Source organism: Rhodospirillaceae bacterium, from assembly GCA_016722635.1.
Taxonomy (GTDB): domain Bacteria; phylum Pseudomonadota; class Alphaproteobacteria; order JAEUKQ01; family JAEUKQ01; genus JAEUKQ01.
This window is the reverse complement of the sequence record JADKIX010000010.1, coordinates 39,609-58,184: the sequence shown is the minus strand read 5'-3', so window position 1 is coordinate 58,184 and position 18,576 is coordinate 39,609. Positions and strand designations below refer to the sequence as shown.

The window sequence follows — 18,576 nt, the reverse complement described above, 5'->3', positions numbered from 1 at the left end:
GGATTAATAGCCAAATAAAGCCACTGCGTAAATGATAAACCAAACACCCAAGATAATTGAGGCAATGCCCAATGGCCCTTGGTAAACAGCCAATTTCGCACGCAATGCTTCAGATTTGGCCCGTGCTTGCTCGTTGCCGCTGGTCATTTTGCTGATAAAACCGAAGCCCAACAAGAAACCTAGGAATACTTGAACCAAAGTAAGAAGCAGGTAGGAAACCAAAAGAATCGGCGTATATGTAAATGTGCCAAAATGCATTAATATATCAAATATCAACCTAAAAAACCCAAAAAACAACATGATACCAAAAATACCTTGAAACGGTACTAATTTGTTTAACATTTCTTGAGCCTTAGGATTTTGGCCTGCCAATAAACTAGGCGCAGCTAAAAGCCCTAACAATATCGATATCACAGCGGTAAAATAAAAAGCAGCCATAATTTTTTCCCCTATTCTTAAGGTTTAAAGTTTTACAAAAATGTATATTGAGATGTAATAATTCTTTAAACATTATCTTATCAATAACATTACTAAATATTTACATTAACTTGCAAAGTTTTCAAAGGAATTTATCTCTTCGCAAGCATTATTTCCCTAATATCGTCCTAATTGCAATGTTTATTTAATGTTTTGTTGCAAATAAGTCACGAATACACCTGTTTGATGCCCTGAAGGCAGAAAAACATCTGCATTGATTTTTGCAGTAATTTTATCCCCAAAAAATAATTGTTGAATTTTTTCATACTTTCCCTATGTTCAGGACTTGGTTGAGAGACCAATTTCCAAAGGAAATTAGGGGTCGTAGCTCAGTTGGGAGAGCGTCTCGTTCGCAATGAGAAGGTCAGGGGTTCGATTCCCCTCGGCTCCACCAAACTCCAAAAAAACTAGCGGTGCTTATTATTACTAATACTGTTACCCTAAATTAGGGACTAGCGATTCATTGGTAATCACATCCAGCCTCATCACAAAATAAATTAGTCGTGGTTTTTAGTCTGAACCCCGTTATTTCATTATCTGGTATTTTCGTCGAAACCCAACTTTTGTTGATTTTCTACAACATCGCCTATCCCGATAAAAAGCACATTTATAAGCGGGGTACACCATCTGTTTTTATTGCTGAACACTCTAATGTGTTTTTATGCTTGACAACAATAATTATTAACATACTCTGTAATGTTCTACGCTGTTAATATATTAGCCGATAACTCTAGGAAGCTAATAGATACAGATACAAATAAATCTGGAAATAATAAAAGCTTACACAAGCCTAAAAAGATCTGGCAACTACAAAGTTCCCGGTCAAGCAGTAGATATTCTAAAAAATATACGTAAAAAACAGATTCCTGTCCTAAAATGATTCATATTTTAGATCGGGACTGATGCTTCGCCGTCACGGCATTTAATCATAGCTAAGGAGGCTATTTATCGTGGAAAATAAAAATAATACCAATAAAAATTTTAAAATAGATGCGAACCAAACAGATAAAACTTACCAAGGCTCAGCTAATCAGGCCCATGGGCAATCTGATGGTTCCCTGAAGCCTGGCCAAGTTCAGCCAAAACAAAACATGGCTCCAAAAACTGGTGCAACCGGCGGCCAGGAGAATCAATCAAACAGCACTTACCAGCAACCTAGTAGCGCTGATGATAAGCACAGCCAGAACCGGCCAGGTAGCCCCTTTCTGCACAACAACCAAACAATCCTGGTCAGCAGAACCACAGTCACAACAACCCTGGCACTTCCCCTGACAAAACCCCGTATAATACGACATCAAATACTGGCCAGCAAAAACCCGGCCCTGTAGAAGGCACTTATAAAAAATCCGCGGTTAATGATCCCCAAACTTCTCACACACCCAGCCGATATAAACCGGACAAAAAAGCTGGTTTTGACTATCGCCAACCACCAGTTGGAAAGAGTCATACATCTGCCCCAACTGAAAATGGTGATACGGGACAAAATATTTCTGCCGAACAGCTTGATAAACCAGAAGAATCGGCGTATGAACCCGGTAAGAAAGTAAGTTCTAGGGAGTTTAGTCATAATAAAATTCGACCTCCAAAGATTATGGTCAATCTGCTAACCCGAAAACGAGCCCTAAGGCAAACGAAGGTAATCAAAACCACCATAAGCAAAAGCCTTCTTCTGTGGAATCATATGAAACTTCGGATAAAAACCGCAATCAGGGTCTGGGAAGAGATAATCCTAGAAACATTAGGAAGTAAGGCTCCTATCCCTTCTGAATTGGCTTTCAATTAATGCCAGGATGCCAATAAGTGGGAACCTTAACTGCGGAACAAATCAAAACAGTGCGTCGAAGCCTCGGCCTTAGTGCCGAGGCTTTCGCCCGTGTTGTCGGTTTGAACGGGATTAATGCGGATGTAACGGTCATGCGGTGGGAAAATGGTTTGCGTTCCCCCTCCGGGGATACCATTAACTTCATGGCTGATATATATAAAAAACATTATTTAGAAAAATTCTTGAAATCATTTGCGGACTTTGTCAGCAAAACAGAAAAAATTCCGCAGGCAGTTGTTTTGGTTCAGTGCTTTGAAGAAAAGGATTATCATGCATTTTTGGGGTTGAATTTTATCCCCTTCTGGATGCAAAAAAAGGCAATTGATTTGACCAGCTTGATCATCAAGCAAATAGGAATGGAAATACTTCATTCAGAAGCCAATCAAAATAATTATTTTTCTTGGTTGGAAGAAAGAGGATGGGATGATGATCCATCCCATCGGGCCTCATTCATTGTCCATATGAAATTCGTCGATTGATGCAGGGACCTTAAATATCCATAAGATGCCGCAAATGATAGTTTTGCAGCCGTTTAGATACAATAATTGTCCTGATCCTAACCATCAATAAGGTCAAAAAAAGACAGAAAAACGCCGCCATCATGATGAGTAAGGGATACAGGAAACTTGCATCAATCGTGGGTCCATCTAACCGGATCAAACTGGCAGGCTGATGTAAGGTATACCACCAATCCACGGAAAACTTAATAATAGGGATATTGATCCCCCCCACCATAGCCAGCAAAGCTGCGGCCCGCGCCGCCATTTCCTGATTCCTCAAAGGCACGGCGTAAAATAAGAATACCTAAATACAGAAAAAATAGGATAAGGGTTGAGGTTAAGCGCGCGTCCCAAACCCACCAAGTTCCCCACATTGGCTTTCCCCATAAAGAACCGGTAATAAGCGCCAAAAGGGTATAAATTGCCCCGATAGGAACAGCTGCCTGTATCATCATATCCGCAACCCTCGCCCGCCACACTAAAAAAACAAAGCCCCAACAGGCAATCAGGGTATAAATGATTAATCCAATTGAGGCCGCAGGCACGTGGACATACATAATCCGCACGGTTTCGCCCTGCTCCATATCCGCAGGCGAGATAAATAAGCCCCCATATAACCCGACAGCCATCAACACAAATGTTATGCTGGCGATCCATGGCAATAACTTAGCAATCAGCCCGTCTAGGGTATAAATATTGGTAAAAATACGTCGCATTTTTATGCCTGACTCCTCACCCCGTTGATACTGTTTACCCGTAACGTAACACCAATCCTGTCATCCAGGGGCATAGAATTAAAAAGAATAAAAACAAGGCGGTTAACGCGCTGATATTCACCCAAATTGACGACGATGCCTCAAAGATAGGTTGCGATAATTCGGCCCCAAAAATTAATACAGGCAGCATTAAAGGTAATAGGATAATCGCGATTACCAATTGTTGGCCTTTCGCTTTTAAAGTAAAGGCAGCACCCATAACAGTCAATAAACTAAAGCTAGGTAAGGCTATCAAAAACCCTAGGGTTAATCTTCCTAATTGCGGCAATGGGAATTGTAACAAAAGAGCGGCGCAAGGGACAGCTAGAACCACCGTTGGCAACATAATCATCATATGGCGCAAACTTTTAGCTACCGCTAATTGCCAGCCAGGCACCGACAAGCTAAGCATTTGGTCCAAGGTTCCGTCCTCTAGGTCTTCTTTCCATAAACGGTCAATCGGTAAAAACCCTGTCAATACAAATAAAACCCAAATAATGCCACCCGAAACCTTTGCAAGCCCTTGATGGTCACCCCCGGTCGTAATCGCAAAAATCGTCCCCGCCAGCACGAAAAAAACCGATGAAATGATTACATCATTTTGTTGCCGCCACCCCGTTAGAATTTCCCGAACAACCAATCCGTAAAATGGCCCAAACATATTTTTAATCCTCATCCTTTATAGGAGGATGGATGAGGAATGACCTTACCCCGTTCCAGTAAAAAAGGCGTTAAGGCGGGATGATGGATAAGTTGGTGGCTGCTCATGATCACAATGCCTTGATTTTTGAGGAATTGATCCAATTGCTCCTGAAATAACAATGCAGCTTCGCTGTCTAAAGATGTCAAAGGTTCATCAAGCAACCAAAGATTACTTTCCAAGGCGCATAAGCGGGCCAATGCCAGCCTACGTTGTTGGCCTGCAGACAAGTTTTGTGTTGCCTGATCCGCTAACTTCCCCAATCCCCAATATTCCAGCCATTTTTCTAATGATAATTTGGTGGCGGCAGGATAATATAGCATCATCGCCAACCGCAAATTTTCCTTAACAGTCAGGATATTTTTTAAACCATTTTGATGTCCCAAATAACCAATTTTCACATCAACCGCTTCCCGGAGCTGCTGGTGGCCCCATAAAATTTTACTGTGCGGGGCAAGAGATAAAATACCGGCCAACCCTTTAATTAAAGTTGTTTTACCGGCGCCATTCGCCCCTAAAATAATTGCCCCACTACCCTTTTCGAGCTGAAAAGAGATTTTTTTTAGGACGGCTATCCCATTGCGGCTATAGGACATATTTGCGACAGTTAACATATCTGCTTTCTGAAGAATTTTTTACATGAAAGATTCATTTAACATCTTTCAGTTTATAAAGAATAAGTCAGAATTCAAAGAATTATTCTTCATCATGCCCTGCCGTAAAAAGATTGACGAAATAAAAGACAAGTTCCATGATAGATCCATGAAAGAATATAAAGTAAGAAAGTAAATTTTTATAATCCGGTACGGGATGGAGAGTAATTGTGCAAGTGGGAAAAGACAGCTTAAAGGTGCGCGCCAAGCTAAAAATAGGCAATCAAACCTTTGATTATTTCAGCCTAAAAATCGCGCAGCAAAAATTAGGTGATATATCCAAATTACCTTATTCTTTAAAGATCTTGCTGGAAAATTTATTGCGTTATGAAGATGGGCGTACTGTTACAACCCGTGATATCCAAGCCTTGGTAGATTGGACAAAAACAAAAAAATCTAATCAAGAAATCGCTTTCCGCCCTGCCCGGGTATTGATGCAAGATTTTACGGGTGTGCCTGCCGTTATTGACTTAGCGGTCATGCGGGACGCCATGGTTAAGATGGGAGCCGATCCGAAAAAAATTAACCCCCTATCGCCCGTGGATTTAGTGATCGACCATTCCGTGATGGTTGATTATTTTGGCACACCGGATGCTTTTCATAAAAATGTTGAATTAGAATATCAGCGCAATGGCGAGCGATATGCCTTTTTGCGCTGGGGTCAAACCGCCTTTAATAATTTTCGGGTGGTGCCGCCTGGTACCGGGATTTGTCACCAAGTGAATGTGGAATATCTGGCCCAAGTAGTTTGGTCAACAGAAGGGCAAGATGCGCAAAACCATAAAAACGTTATAGTATATCCAGATACCGTGGTTGGAACCGACAGCCACACCACCATGGTTAACGGGTTGGCGGTACTTGGATGGGGGGTTGGTGGGGTCGAGGCCGAGGCCGCTATGCTTGGCCAGCCCATTTCCATGACCATTCCGGAAGTCGTTGGTTTTAAGCTAACCGGGCAATTAAAAGAAGGCACCACGGCCACTGATTTAGTGCTTAACATCACCCAAATGCTTCGCGAAAAGGGTGTGGTTAACAAATTTGTTGAATTTTACGGCCCAGGTTTAAATCATTTGACCTTGGCCGATCGCGCGACCATCGCCAACATGGCGCCGGAATACGGCGCAACCTGTGGATTTTTCCCAATTGATGCGGAAACAATTCGGTATTTGAAACTTACCGGTCGTCCTTTAGCGCAATGCGAATTGGTTGAGCATTATGCCAAAGAACAAGGGTTGTGGAGGGATGAAAAGAGTGAACCCATATTTACGGAAACGCTGGCATTAGATATCAGTACAGTCGAGTCTTGCCTAGCTGGCCCAAGGCTGCCCCAAGAAAAAGTTTTATTAAGCCAAGCCAAAAATAATTTTATATCTTCTCTGACGGGATTTGGTAAAAAATCTGCTGTTGTCCGTACAATTTCCACCCCGAACAATAGCACAGAATTAATGGATGGCGATGTGGTGATTGCAGCGATCACCAGCTGCACCAACACCTCTAACCCCAGCGTGATGTTGGGGGCAGCCTTGCTTGCCAAACATGCCAATGAAAAAGGGTTAAAAGTGAAGCCTTGGGTTAAAACATCTTTGGCCCCCGGTTCCCAAGTCGTTACGGATTATTTCGCCAAAGCGGGACTGCAACAGGAATTAGATAAAATTGGGTTCCATTTGGTCGGTTATGGCTGCACCACCTGTATCGGCAACTCGGGTCCCTTGCCTACAAAAATCGCCGAAGCTATCGAAAAGAAGCAGTTGGTTGTCTCGGCCGTTTTATCCGGCAATCGGAATTTCGAGGGTCGCGTTAATTCTTTAACAAGGGCGAATTACTTAGCTTCCCCCATGTTAGTAGTGGCATATGCCCTGGCAGGGACAATGGCTATTGATCTTTTAACAGATCCGATCGGCTTCAATCAAAAGGGCAATCCTGTCTACCTTAAGGATATTTGGCCTAGCAATCATGAAATTGATGCGGCCGTTCGCCAATCTATCACACCCGAGATGTTCCAAAAACGGTATAGTTTGGTTTTTGAGGGAGATGCCTTGTGGCAAAATATCAAAACCCCCAAGGGACTGAATTATCAATGGGATAAAAAATCAAGCTATGTTCGCCAAGCTCCTTATTTTAATAACTTCCAATCTTCTCCGGCAGAGCCAAAAAATATCACAGGGGCCCGCATATTAGCGGTGCTTGGGGATAATATTACAACAGACCATATATCACCTGCAGGTTCGATTGAGCAAAACAGTCCAGCTGGCCTATATCTGGCAGGATTAGGCGTGCGACGGGAAGATTTCAATTCCTATGGCGCCAGGCGCGGTAACCATGAAGTGATGATGCGCGGCACCTTTGCCAATATCCGTTTACGCAATGAACTAGTTCCCGGGAAAGAAGGGGGTTTTACGCGGACAGGTGATGGACAAATTCTATCTATTTACGATGCCGCCATGCAGTATCAGAAAACCCAGGTGCCATTGGTGATTGTGGCCGGGAAAGAGTATGGCACCGGCTCTTCCAGGGATTGGGCTGCCAAGGGACCTAAATTATTAGGGGTGGAGGCGGTGGTTGCGGAAAGCTTTGAACGTATCCATCGTTCGAATTTGATTGCCCTGGGCATTTTGCCTTTACAATTCCATCCGGGTACCACCCGTCAACAACTTCAATTGAACGGCACCGAGCTTTTGAGCGTTGTTGGGATTTCCGCTGAATTAAAAACAAAAATGGGTTTAACGCTAGTTATCGGTAGGCAAAACGGGCAAAGCGAGCAAATCCCGGTTATATTGGCAATCAATACAGAGGATGAGATCCAATATTATAAAAATGGGGGCATCCTTCCCTATGTTTTACGTCAGTTGGTTAAAAAATAACCCGTTTGATGGATCAGTCAGGGAATAGCCTTGTGGTTCTTTCTCAAAAGTTTGGGCGTCATTTTTCTGAGGGATATGAAGACTTGATATTTTTGCATAACCCATAAAAACGTCTTCTATATTTCAATAGAAGTGTCAAGCCAAAGGCACCTTCTTCCCTATCAAGCATTTGCAATGCCCAGGGTCCATCAGAACGGGGCGTACGCGGCGTCAATCTATCGCCGCGTAATTCCACAAACCGTTTTATACTGATCTGTCACTTTCAGGAAAATACCTCGATCTAGATGAGTCACGATTCGGTCATCGGCTCATGTATATCGGCCGCAATAGACAATATAACCTGGCGTTGCCGCCAAAAATTCACTTGGGTTATCTTTCATAATATCCGCAGATAAAAACAGCTCTCTGCCATCCCGCATAAAAGAACCGGCCATATAACCAAGACCGTAGATAAGTTGGTTACTCAAACTTTATCCCAAAGAAAACCAAGACCCATCCAGAAAACGAAACTCAACCGACAATAATAACCATGTGGCTACATAAGGGTTCTCGTCATTTTCACTTGCAGATGTTTTTCAAATGACTAAGTAGGACTCGATGGTCAAGCCAATGAAAAATCCGTAAATTACCCTTGATTAAGGGAACGCCTTAAGAATTTTTGCAATCGCTGATGATATTCTTTGGGGTTCAGCAATTGCTCGCCCTCGCTCAGACGTGCTTGTTCATAGATGATCCAGGCCATATCCTGCAAATCATCCGCCTGGCCGGTTTTTTCCAAATAAATACTTAAGTCCCGGATTAGGGGGTGACGCGCGTTAATTTCCAAAATCCGTTTGGTTTTCTGGTGGGTTTGCTTATATTGGCGTAAAAGTTTTTCCAACCGTATATCTGCATCCCCTGCCTCAGAGACTAGGGAAGCCAGACTATCCTGCAAGGTTTGCGAAGGCTGCACGTCTTTGACCACATCTTTCAAGGCCATGCGGAATAGGGTAAAAACCCCCTCAACCACGGGTTGATTGACGGATTCGGAGGGGGTTGAGGAAGCAGGAGAAATTTTATTTAAATCATGCCCACTGCGGGTTACAGAAACCAATTTCTTGCCTTCGATCTCGCCAATATTAGGAATCCAAAATTCATCAATTGGGTCAACCATCAATAGCACATCAATTTGGCGTTCCTTAAACCCTTCCAAATAATGGCTTTTTTGCGCTTGCTCGATGTTATCAGCAGATAAGTAGTAAATATCCTGCTGATTGGGCTTCATTTTGGCAACATATTCAGACACGGAAACCAGCTTATTATCCTGGCTGTTAACAGCCAGGAACAGTTTCAATAATTGCGGACGGTATTCGTAATCCTCCCATAACCCTTCTTTCAATACCTGGCCAAAATTCTGCCAGAATTTTAGGTGTTCTTCAGGTGACTGATCTGCCTTCTTTTGTAGTTCTGCCAAAATCTTTTTAACCAAATTTTGCCGGATTTTACCTAGGATAGGATTATCCTGCAACGTTTCGCGGCTGATATTTAAGGGTAGGTCTTCTGAATCAACAATACCTTCCATAAAGCGCAGCCATTTCGGTAATAATCCTGGGGCATGATCCGTTACAAACATGCGTTTGACATGCAAGCGCAGATGACCCCGATGTTCGGGATGAAAAAGATCAAATGGACGCTCCGATGGGATAAACAGCAAAGCCGTATAGTCCAGTTTCCCTTCTGCTTTGAAATGCAGCGTTGCCCAGGGATCTTCCCCTGCATGCATTAAATGCTTATAGAATTCGTTATATTGTTGGGTGGTAATATCGGTCTTGCCCCGCATCCACAAGGCAGTCGCTTGATTAAGCCTTTCCTGCTTTCCTTGGTGATCCAGGATAATGGGTAAATTAATATGATCGGAATATTTATGGATAATTTCTTTTAAAACCGCGGGATCCAAAAATCTTTCTTCCGCTTTTTTTACATGCAAAATAATCTCAGTTCCACGCCCACCCACAGTAAAAGAGTCAATGGTGAATTCCCCCTTACCCTCGGAAACCCATTTAAAACCCTTATCTTCACCCGCTTTTTTGGAAATGACTTCTACCTTATCCGCGACCATGAAAGCCGAATAAAAACCAACCCCAAACTGCCCGATTAAACTTGGTTTGGCGGCTTTCTCATCCGCGTTATCTAGTTGCTCTTTTAAAAACTTAGCCGTGCCACTATGGGCAATAGTCCCAAGGTTGGTGATCAATTCCTCTTTATTCATGCCGATACCATTATCACTGATGTGAAGAGAACGATCTTTCTGATTGATTTTGAGGGTGATTTGCAAATGGATATTGTCTTCAAGCAACCCGGAATTGGTAACCGCCAGATAGCGCAGTTTATCGCAAGCATCGGCAGCATTTGCAATCAGCTCGCGCAGGAAAACAGATTTATCACTATATAAAGAATGCGTAACAATTTCCAAAAGCCTGCTGACTTCGGCTTGGAATTCCATTTTCTCTGCTGTCATTTTTTGTCCCTATAGTTCCTTGAATTGCTGTTGGTGGTGTTTGCCTTGAAGATATCAAGAAAGTAATGACTTCTAATCCAAAATAAAAGAAGGCTTTTGGTTTTTTTTAGTTATATCTGGTTTTAAGCAAAAAATTTCACGGGCATATTGTTTTTGATATAAGATTAACTTACCTTCCTATCAAGAACTTTTGACACACAGGAGTGTGTTTTGCCTGAAAATTTTAGTAAAAGTAAAATTGTTGCGGTTCTTGGCCCTACCAATACGGGCAAAACCTATTTGGCCATGGAGCGTTTGTTAGGCCATTCCTCTGGGATGATTGGTTTCCCCCTAAGGCTTCTGGCGCGTGAAAATTATGACCGTGCCGTCCGTCTGCGAGGATCCGAGCATGTGGCGTTGATTACGGGCGAGGAAAAAATTATCCCTGCTAAAGCAAAATGGTGGATTTGCACCGTTGAATCCATGCCCATTGACAAGAAGGTGGATTTTTTAGCGGTCGATGAAATCCAGTTGGCGGCCAACCCAGAACGCGGCCATATTTTTACCCAGCGCCTCATGCATGCCCGTGGACTTTCGGAGACCATGTTCATGGGGGCGGATACCATCCGTTCTTTGCTGAGATGTTTATTACCTGGCGTTGAATATATTGATCGGCCGCGGATGTCCGTGTTATCGCATGTCGGACACCAAAAATTATCGCGCCTGCCCAAACGCAGTGCTATTATTGCCTTTTCTTTTGAAGATGTATACCGAATTGCTGATTTGCTTCGGCATCAAAGCGGCGGCACATCGATCGTGATGGGCGGGTTAAGCCCCCGCACCCGTAATGCCCAGGTTGAAATGTACCAAGCTGGCGAAGTTGATTACTTGGTAGCCACAGATGCCATCGGCATGGGCCTGAATATGGATATCCATCATGTTGCCTTTGCCAAATTGAAAAAATTTGATGGTCGTTATTTAAGGCGTTTGGAAGCGCCCGAACTAGCCCAAATTGCGGGCCGGGCTGGCCGCCAGCTAACCAATGGCAGTTTTGGGACAACGGAAAATTTGGATCCTTTGGAACAGGATTTAGTGGAGTCAATTGAAAATCATCGCTTTGATATGTTGCAACAGATCCAATGGCGCAATCACCAATTGGAATTTAGGTCACCTTTGAGCCTTTTACAAAGCTTAGATAAAAAATCACCCTACCCTTTTTTAAGAAAATCTTCTGAAGCGGATGATTATGCGGCTTTATTGCAATTATCTAAAGATCCAGAAATTGCGTCCATTTGTAAGAATCACCAACATACCTACCTATTATGGGATGTGTGCCAGATTCCTGATTTCCGCAAGATCATGACCGATGCTCACACTCAATTATTAAAGCAGATTTTCCTTTTTTTACACCAGTATCAGCATATCCCTAAAGATTGGGTGGCATCTCAAATTGAACGCTTAAATCATGTGGACGGCGATATCGATGCTTTAATGGCCAGGCTCGGGCATATTCGCACTTGGACTTATATTGCCTACCGCCCCAACTGGCTTGCCAACCCACTAGAATGGCAGGAAAGAACGCGCGCTATCGAAGATAAGTTGTCAGATGCCCTGCACCGCCAGTTAACGCAACGTTTTGTGGATCGCCGCCACACAGTCCTAACCAAACAATTACATGGAAAAACCGATATTTTGGCCGGAATCTTGAAAGACGGCCAAGTGATCGTCGAAGGCTACCCTATTGGTTGGTTGCAAGGGTTCCGTTTTGTAGCGGACAACACACAGGGCCTTTCTGCGCATCACCAATTACACCATGTGGCAAGACGGGCGTTGCGCCAGGAAATAGATAAACGGATACAGCAATTACGGAAGTCCCCTGATCATCTCCATTTGACCGAGGCCGGGGAAATTGTGTGGGAAGATATGGCAATTGCCCAACTAACCAAAGGTAAGGACATATTAACCCCGCAATTAAAACTGATAGGTGATGATTTATTGGAACCTACCCAACAAATTGCTTTAACCCAACATTTACATCAATGGCTAGCAACCCATTTGCAACGCCAAATGCCCGATTTTTACGGTGTCATTGAAGACAGCAGCCTGCCCCCTCTAGGAAAAGGGTTATTGTTTCAACTACAGCAATCCCTTGGTTTCATGACCAAAAACATGCTGGGTGAGATGTGGCCGGACTTATTAGAATTACGCCCTCTTTTAGGGAAAAATCGCATGGTTTTCAGCCATCATGCGGTTTGGTTAAAATCCGCTTTCCAAGGAAAAACATTTTTTCTCAGGCATCTATTGTGGAAAATTTTCAACGCACCCGCTGAAACACTTCAATATAAAAACCGGCCTTTATTTTACATCCGCAAAAACACTCCTGCTTTTTGTTATGAAGCCCTTGGCTATCACATGCTGAAAAAATTGGCCGTTCGGGCAGATATTTTGGAAAGGATTGACAGATATTTTAAGACGATTGCGGCAAAGGGGGATTTTCAGCTGAAGTCAGATCTTCTAGGACAATTCCCAGCCAAAATTCATGAATTTGCACTTATTTTAGCTTTTTTAGGATACCAAAAGTATCGCACCGAAGAGGGAGATTTTTATAAACCCTTATCCAAACCTGTCAAAACATTTACCAGAAATAAATTCCGGCCGGTTAATCCCCACTCACCTTTTGCCAACTTAAAAAACTTGCTGGCGGCCAAATGAATAAAACCTCCCAACCACTTCCCAAAACTAGGCTTGATAAATGGTTATGGTGTGCCAGATTCTTAAAGACCCGTAGTGCTGCCACCCTTTTTTGTACAGAAACCCGGATCAGGATTAATGGGCATGCGGTGCAAAAAGGCGGCGCTTTTGTCCAAATTGGCGATGTGTTAACATTTGCTTGGCATGACCGAATTTGTGTTTTAGAAATTGTAGCGATTGCCGTCAGACGCGGCCCTGCCGTTGACGCAAAAAAATTATATAAAGAACTGACCGCCAACCCTGGCTTGCCGCCCCAATATTGAACAATTGGCAGCGTGGGCATGTGTTAAAATATTTATTTGCACCTGTCGATAATAATGATATTTTGAGCAGCCAAAAGATGATCATTTGCCAAAAATATTTGTTTGAGATATGGTCGGCAAGAATAAAATCGGGTTAGACCCACTTGAAAGGCATAGGCCATGGCATTGGCAAAAGTTTTACTGGATGATAAATATTCTTTAGAAACCGGCCGGGTATATTTAACGGGCACCCAAGCTTTGGTTCGTTTACCTATGATGCAACGCAGGCGTGATGAAAAGGCGGGGTTAAACACCGGTTGTTTTGTCAGCGGTTATCGGGGATCACCCTTAGGAGGTGTTGACCTGGCTTTGTGGCGGGCGCGTAAGTTTTTAAAATCCCATCATATTTATTTTCAACCTGGGATTAATGAAGATTTGGCGGCAACCGCTGTTTGGGGCAGCCAACAAACCCAATTATTTGGGGATCACAAATATGATGGCGCTTTTGCCATGTGGTATTCGAAAGGCCCAGGCATCGACCGCTCTTGTGATGCCCTGCGTCATGGCCATTTAGCAGGCAGTTCAAAACATGGGGGAGTGTTGCTTCTGGCAGGTGATGACCATGGCAGCAAATCCTCAACCACCGCCAATCAGTCTGAATTGACCTTTGTGGATTTAGGGATCCCGATTTTCAACCCCTCCAGTGTACAGGAATTTTTAGATTTAGGTATCCATGGATGGGCGTTATCACGCTATTCCGGCTGTTGGGTTGCGTTTAAAACCATTGCGGAAACGGTGGATTGTTCCGCATCTGTCTATGTCGACCCCCACCGCGTGGTGATCAAGACCCCAACCGATATGATTTTGCCGCCGGAAGGCGTTAATATCCGCAGCCCAGATTCCCCCCTTGTAACCGCTAGCGCGCTGTATCAGGAAGAATTACTGCACCGCTATAAATTACCGGCCGCTATGGCGTATGCCCGGGCCAATAATCTCGATCAAACCATTTGGTTGCCGCAGAAAAAACGTTTAGGAATCATGACTTGCGGCAAATCTTACCTGGACGTCCGGCAAGCTTTTAAAGATTTGGGAATTGATGAAAAATTAGCCGCCAATATTGGCATTGGCCTTTATAAAGTGACTATGACCTGGCCCTTAGAAAATGAGGGCGCATTGCGTTTTGCAAAAGGGTTTGAAGAAATCCTGGTGGTTGAGGAAAAACGGCCGCTTCTGGAAAACCAACTAAAAGAATATTTGTATCATGTCCCCGCAGACCATCGTCCCAGGATTTATGGGAAAACAGATGAACAGAACCGGTGGCTGTTACCCCCTACCAATGAATTAAACGCCGATCAGATCAGCCAAGTGATTGCGGCACGCCTGAAGCCGTTTTACAGTAATGAGATGATCACAAATCGCCTCCTGATGCTGAAGCAGAAAACCGAAAGCCTGTCTAAATATCAGCCCGCTATGAAACGCTTGCCTTATTTTTGTTCGGGCTGCCCCCATAATACCTCCACGAAAGTGCCGGAGGGAAGCAGAGCTTACGGCGGCATCGGCTGTCATATTATGGCCTTGTGGATGGATCGGGGCAACGACACTTTTACCCAAATGGGCGGCGAAGGAACAACCTGGATTGGCCAAGCCCCTTTTTGTAAAACGGAACACATCTTTCAAAATTTGGGCGATGGGACTTACTTCCATTCCGGTTTATTAGCAATCCGGGCGACATTGGCGGCCAATGTTAATATTACTTTTAAAATCCTTTATAATGATGCAGTGGCCATGACCGGTGGCCAGCCGGTTGACGGGCAGTTAGATGTATTATCCTTGGTTAAGCAATTGCAGGCAGAAGGCGTGAAACGCATCGCCATTGCCAGCGATGAACCTGAGAAATACCCAACCTCAGGCTTAGTCACGACCGATGTCACGGTGCATCACCGCGATGATTTGGATAAAATCCAAAAAGAATTCCAAAAAATTCTTGGCACCACCGTTATTGTCTATGACCAAACTTGTGCGGCTGAAAAAAGGCGGCGGCGCAAACGGGGACTGATGGTTGATCCCCCCAAAAGATTAGTCATTAATGAAGCGGTTTGTGAAGGTTGCGGCGATTGCGGCGTGCAATCCAACTGCTTATCCATTGTCCCGGTAGAAACCGAATTCGGCCGGAAACGGGCCATTGATCAATCGACCTGCAATAAAGATTATTCCTGTGTCAAAGGTTTCTGCCCAAGCTTTGTCACCATCAAGGGCGGCCAGTTAAAAAAACCTGAGATTGCTAAAATCACCTTAACCCCCACCATTTTGCCTACCCCCGCCCTACCAGACTTGACGCAACCCTATAATATCCTAGTCACCGGCGTTGGTGGCACCGGGGTTGTCACGATCGGCGCGTTGCTTGGGATGGCCGCTCATTTGGAAGGGAAAGGCTGTTCCGTTTTAGATATGACGGGTTTATCGCAAAAGGGCGGGGCGGTTTTCAGCCATATTCAGATTGCGGGTAAGCCGGAAGATATTTATTCGGCAAGGATTGCCACCGGTTCTGCTAATCTTTTACTGGGATGTGATATAGTGGTGGCTGCCAGCCATGGTGCTTTAATGAAACTAAAGCCTAGGTTCAGCCAAGCCATTATTAACACCCATGCAACCATGACCGGCGAATTTACCAGGAAACCGGACATGGTATTCCCGGAAAAAACCCTGGAAAAGGCCATTGAAGATGTCATTGGCGCTGAAGCAACAAAGTTTTTTGACGCAACCAAATTGGCCTTGCAATTGGTTGGTGATTCCATCGCCACCAATTTGCTCATGGTTGGCTATGCCTTGCAAAAAGGCCTTATCCCCTTATCTGTTGAAGCCATTGAGAAAGCGATCATGTTAAACGAGGTGGGGATTGAAGAAAACCTCAAAGCTTTGCGAATTGGCCGGGAAGCCGCCATCAATCTCGAAAAATTTATGCCAGATCATCAACCCCAAAAACGGGACTTAGATAAAACCTCATCATCTTCACCCTCATTAGATGAGATGATCAAGAAGCGGACAGATTTTTTAACATCTTATCAAAACGCCGCTTATGCCCAAAAATACCTGAAGCTGGTTGACCAAGTGAAAAAAGTGGAAACAGCGCAAATATCTGGTTCATTTGCTTTAACAGCCGCTGTTGCAAAATATTATTTTAAGCTGATGGCCTATAAAGATGAATATGAGGTGGCTAGGCTTTATACCAATGGCGATTTCAAGCGTTCGATAGCCAGCCAGTTTGAAGGTTCTTACAAAATTGAGTTTAATCTAGCACCGCCGCTTTTTGCTCGTCGTGACCCAGAAACAGGTTTTTTGAAAAAAAGCGCTTTTGGCCCATGGATGATGAAAGCGTTCAATTTATTAGCAAAATTCCGCTTTTTGCGCGGCACACCTTTGGATATTTTCGGCTATACCCATGAACGCCAGGTGGAGCGTCGTTTAGTGCGCGAATACCAGCAATTGGTCTTGCAAATACTCGCAAAACTACATTCAGACAACCTTTCACTTGCGGTTGAACTGGCGTCAATCCCTGAACAGATACGGGGATATGGCCATATCAAGGAAAAACATTTGAAAATAGCCGATCAGCGTCGCCAAGAATTGTGGGTTGCTTTTCAAGAAAAACCTAAAATGAGCAAGATCGCTGCTTAAAATCGGCGGAACTCATGTTCTTTACAACAAAGTCATTTGGAGAGTAGCAAAAAAGTTATTGCCTTGACTCCAAAAAATTTGACATTTCTTGATCAATAAAGTTGGAATCAACGATCGGGTGATAATCTCTGAAAAAGAGGGAATGACGTTAACACCTTCAGATCAATATTATTATCAACAACCCAAACAACCGGGGTTTGTATTCGGATATGCGAGGATGACTGATGAAGAGATTCGCCCGTTAATGAAAAGGCTAGGACGGGCGTTTGAAAAGGCTGGCATTACCTAATTTAACTGTCCGCCCATCCATGACTGGCTTGGAAAATAAGTGCTTATCAGCAGGAAAAGTGTTGCTGAAAAAATTGCCCTGCAAATAAAACAATGATGATAGGTTGACGTTTGATAAAATACTGGGTAATGGATACTTAGTATGATGAGGACATGGTGGTTGAATAAACTGCTACAGCCTAAAAAGATAAGATCTTTATAATAGAATAGGATGATATCATGTTGGGTCAGACCAATCAATTGCCTGTATTACAAACTGTTCAACAAACTTATACAAAGGGGCTGGGCAGTTTATTTGCTCACTCCCGTTTACTGGCTTATTCGTTTTTTACTTTGTTGGGCTATTATATTTTAGGTTTTATCTTTTTTAATATCTTTTATGCCAGTTTCGATTTAGTCTTGGCAGATATCTTGGTCAGGCTTTGGTTGGGTACGGGCTTTTTTGTAGCCGCCCCGTTTTTGATTGCCCTTCAAAAATGGATTGTCAATGGGGAAATTCCGGAAAGGAATTTTTTCGTTTCGTTCATCAACGGCGCCAACATAAAATACGGCCTTTTGATGATGGGCGTGATGCTAGCCTTCCTGTTGCCTGGTTTATTTACGAACTTGGTTATTTATTCGCCCGTGTGGGCTTCTATTGTCCGCATCCTTCTTATTCTCCCTCTGATTTTTCTGGCCGTGCGCTTTGGGCTGGTTTTAACAAATTTGGCCGTGAACGGGAAATGTTTATCCTTTAAAGAATCTTTTGCTTATACCAAAGGACATACATTATCGCTTATCATCAGCTTTTTGATGGTACTTATTCCCCTTATTTATCTGGCTGATTATGGGTCAGATGTCATTTGGTTTTTGGTAAAACCTTTAATTGTTGCTTTTGTGGGCCTAGATACACCAATTAACTATTTATTTTCTAGGAATCTAAATTCAAGCCTTTATCTTGGCATTGTATTAGTCATGTTGCCATTGATAACCTTGTTATTTTGGTTTTTAACGCATTTACTGACTGCCTTTATAGGACTGGTCCATAAACATCTGGTTTCCTTAGGGGGTATGGCCGAACAACAACCAGAAACCCTGACGGAAGAACAGTCAACCAATTCATAAGGCTTTGCTATCGCATGAAGAATAAAGCCCTTATTGTTTTTTGTCTGTTTTTTTTAAAATTATGGGAAAGTCTTTTTCTTAATGCTTGCGGTTTTCAAAAAAAATGGGCATGGTTTAGAAATATTGCCGTCGTAGCTCAGTGGTAGAGCACACCCTTGGTAAGGGTGAGGTCGACAGTTCGATCCTGTCTGACGGCACCAGCATTTTGGAACTTCTATTAATTTTATCTAATGGTTGAGCGTTACGTAAACGCCAGTTATAGGGAGGTTGCA

At 43.5% G+C, this 18,576-nt stretch carries 13 protein-coding genes, 2 tRNA genes and 1 pseudogene; 10 read left to right on the top strand and 6 right to left on the bottom strand.

The window, feature by feature from the left end; genetic code table 11:
* Positions 1-3: 3 nt before the first annotated feature.
* Positions 4-438 (bottom strand): hypothetical protein, encoded by a 435-nt coding sequence (locus IPP67_04425; GenBank protein MBL0338417.1) that lies wholly within the window; start codon positions 436-438, stop codon positions 4-6.
* A gap of 357 nt (positions 439-795) precedes the next feature.
* On the opposite strand from IPP67_04425, the gene IPP67_04420 reads away from it, so the two are divergent.
* From IPP67_04420 to IPP67_04410, 3 genes are all read left to right on the top strand, one after another.
* A tRNA-Ala gene (locus IPP67_04420) sits at positions 796-871 on the top strand.
* A 556-nt stretch (positions 872-1,427) separates the two neighbouring features.
* Positions 1,428-1,805, top strand: coding sequence for a hypothetical protein (locus IPP67_04415; protein MBL0338416.1), 378 nt, complete (start codon positions 1,428-1,430; stop codon positions 1,803-1,805).
* Positions 1,806-2,277: 472 nt separating this feature from the next.
* Positions 2,278-2,778: a helix-turn-helix domain-containing protein gene (locus IPP67_04410; protein ID MBL0338415.1), complete on the top strand. Its 501-nt coding sequence runs from the start codon at positions 2,278-2,280 to the stop codon at positions 2,776-2,778.
* Positions 2,779-2,788: 10 nt separating this feature from the next.
* Here the strand turns inward: IPP67_04410 and IPP67_04405 are convergent.
* The 3 genes and pseudogenes from IPP67_04405 to ccmA all read right to left on the bottom strand — a co-directional run bounded on the left by IPP67_04405 (position 2,789) and on the right by ccmA (position 4,868).
* Positions 2,789-3,515: pseudogene (locus IPP67_04405) on the bottom strand (heme ABC transporter permease).
* Positions 3,516-3,549: 34 nt separating this feature from the next.
* Positions 3,550-4,215, bottom strand: coding sequence for a heme exporter protein CcmB (locus tag IPP67_04400; GenBank protein MBL0338414.1), 666 nt, complete (start codon positions 4,213-4,215; stop codon positions 3,550-3,552).
* An 11-nt stretch (positions 4,216-4,226) separates the two neighbouring features.
* Positions 4,227-4,868, bottom strand: coding sequence for a heme ABC exporter ATP-binding protein CcmA (gene ccmA, locus IPP67_04395; protein ID MBL0338413.1), 642 nt, complete (start codon positions 4,866-4,868; stop codon positions 4,227-4,229).
* Between the two features lie 209 nt (positions 4,869-5,077).
* Between ccmA and acnA the strand changes: the two genes are divergently transcribed.
* On the top strand, positions 5,078-7,768 hold the full coding sequence (gene acnA, locus IPP67_04390) for an aconitate hydratase AcnA (protein MBL0338412.1): 2,691 nt from the start codon (positions 5,078-5,080) through the stop codon (positions 7,766-7,768).
* A 308-nt stretch (positions 7,769-8,076) separates the two neighbouring features.
* Here acnA and IPP67_04385 read toward each other — a convergent pair whose 3' ends face one another.
* Both IPP67_04385 and htpG read right to left on the bottom strand, forming a co-directional pair.
* Positions 8,077-8,235, bottom strand: coding sequence for a hypothetical protein (locus tag IPP67_04385; GenBank protein MBL0338411.1), 159 nt, complete (start codon positions 8,233-8,235; stop codon positions 8,077-8,079).
* 158 nt (positions 8,236-8,393) lie between these two features.
* Positions 8,394-10,265 carry a molecular chaperone HtpG gene (htpG, locus tag IPP67_04380; GenBank protein ID MBL0338410.1) on the bottom strand — a complete coding sequence of 624 codons (1,872 nt, stop codon included), beginning with the start codon at positions 10,263-10,265 and terminating at the stop codon, positions 8,394-8,396.
* Positions 10,266-10,475: 210 nt separating this feature from the next.
* Here htpG and IPP67_04375 point away from each other — a divergent pair, with 210 nt between their 5' ends.
* The 6 genes from IPP67_04375 (at position 10,476) to IPP67_04350 (ending at position 18,504) form a co-directional block, all read left to right on the top strand.
* The gene (locus tag IPP67_04375) at positions 10,476-12,956 is read left to right on the top strand and encodes a disulfide oxidoreductase (protein MBL0338409.1); all 2,481 of its coding nucleotides are present in this window, start codon (positions 10,476-10,478) and stop codon (positions 12,954-12,956) included.
* Positions 12,953-13,258 (top strand): RNA-binding S4 domain-containing protein, encoded by a 306-nt coding sequence (locus IPP67_04370; protein ID MBL0338408.1) that lies wholly within the window; start codon positions 12,953-12,955, stop codon positions 13,256-13,258. The genes IPP67_04375 and IPP67_04370 overlap by 4 nt, the downstream gene beginning before the upstream one ends.
* A gap of 159 nt (positions 13,259-13,417) precedes the next feature.
* Entirely contained in the window at positions 13,418-16,912 is a 3,495-nt protein-coding gene (locus tag IPP67_04365; GenBank protein MBL0338407.1) for an indolepyruvate ferredoxin oxidoreductase family protein, read from the top strand.
* A 142-nt stretch (positions 16,913-17,054) separates the two neighbouring features.
* Positions 17,055-17,201 carry a hypothetical protein gene (locus IPP67_04360; protein ID MBL0338406.1) on the top strand — a complete coding sequence of 49 codons (147 nt, stop codon included), beginning with the start codon at positions 17,055-17,057 and terminating at the stop codon, positions 17,199-17,201.
* Positions 17,202-17,419: 218 nt separating this feature from the next.
* Positions 17,420-18,304, top strand: a complete 885-nt coding sequence (locus tag IPP67_04355) for a hypothetical protein (GenBank protein ID MBL0338405.1) — start codon at positions 17,420-17,422, stop codon at positions 18,302-18,304.
* Between the two features lie 125 nt (positions 18,305-18,429).
* Positions 18,430-18,504: transfer RNA gene (locus tag IPP67_04350), tRNA-Thr, on the top strand.
* The last annotated feature ends 72 nt before the right edge of the window (positions 18,505-18,576 follow it).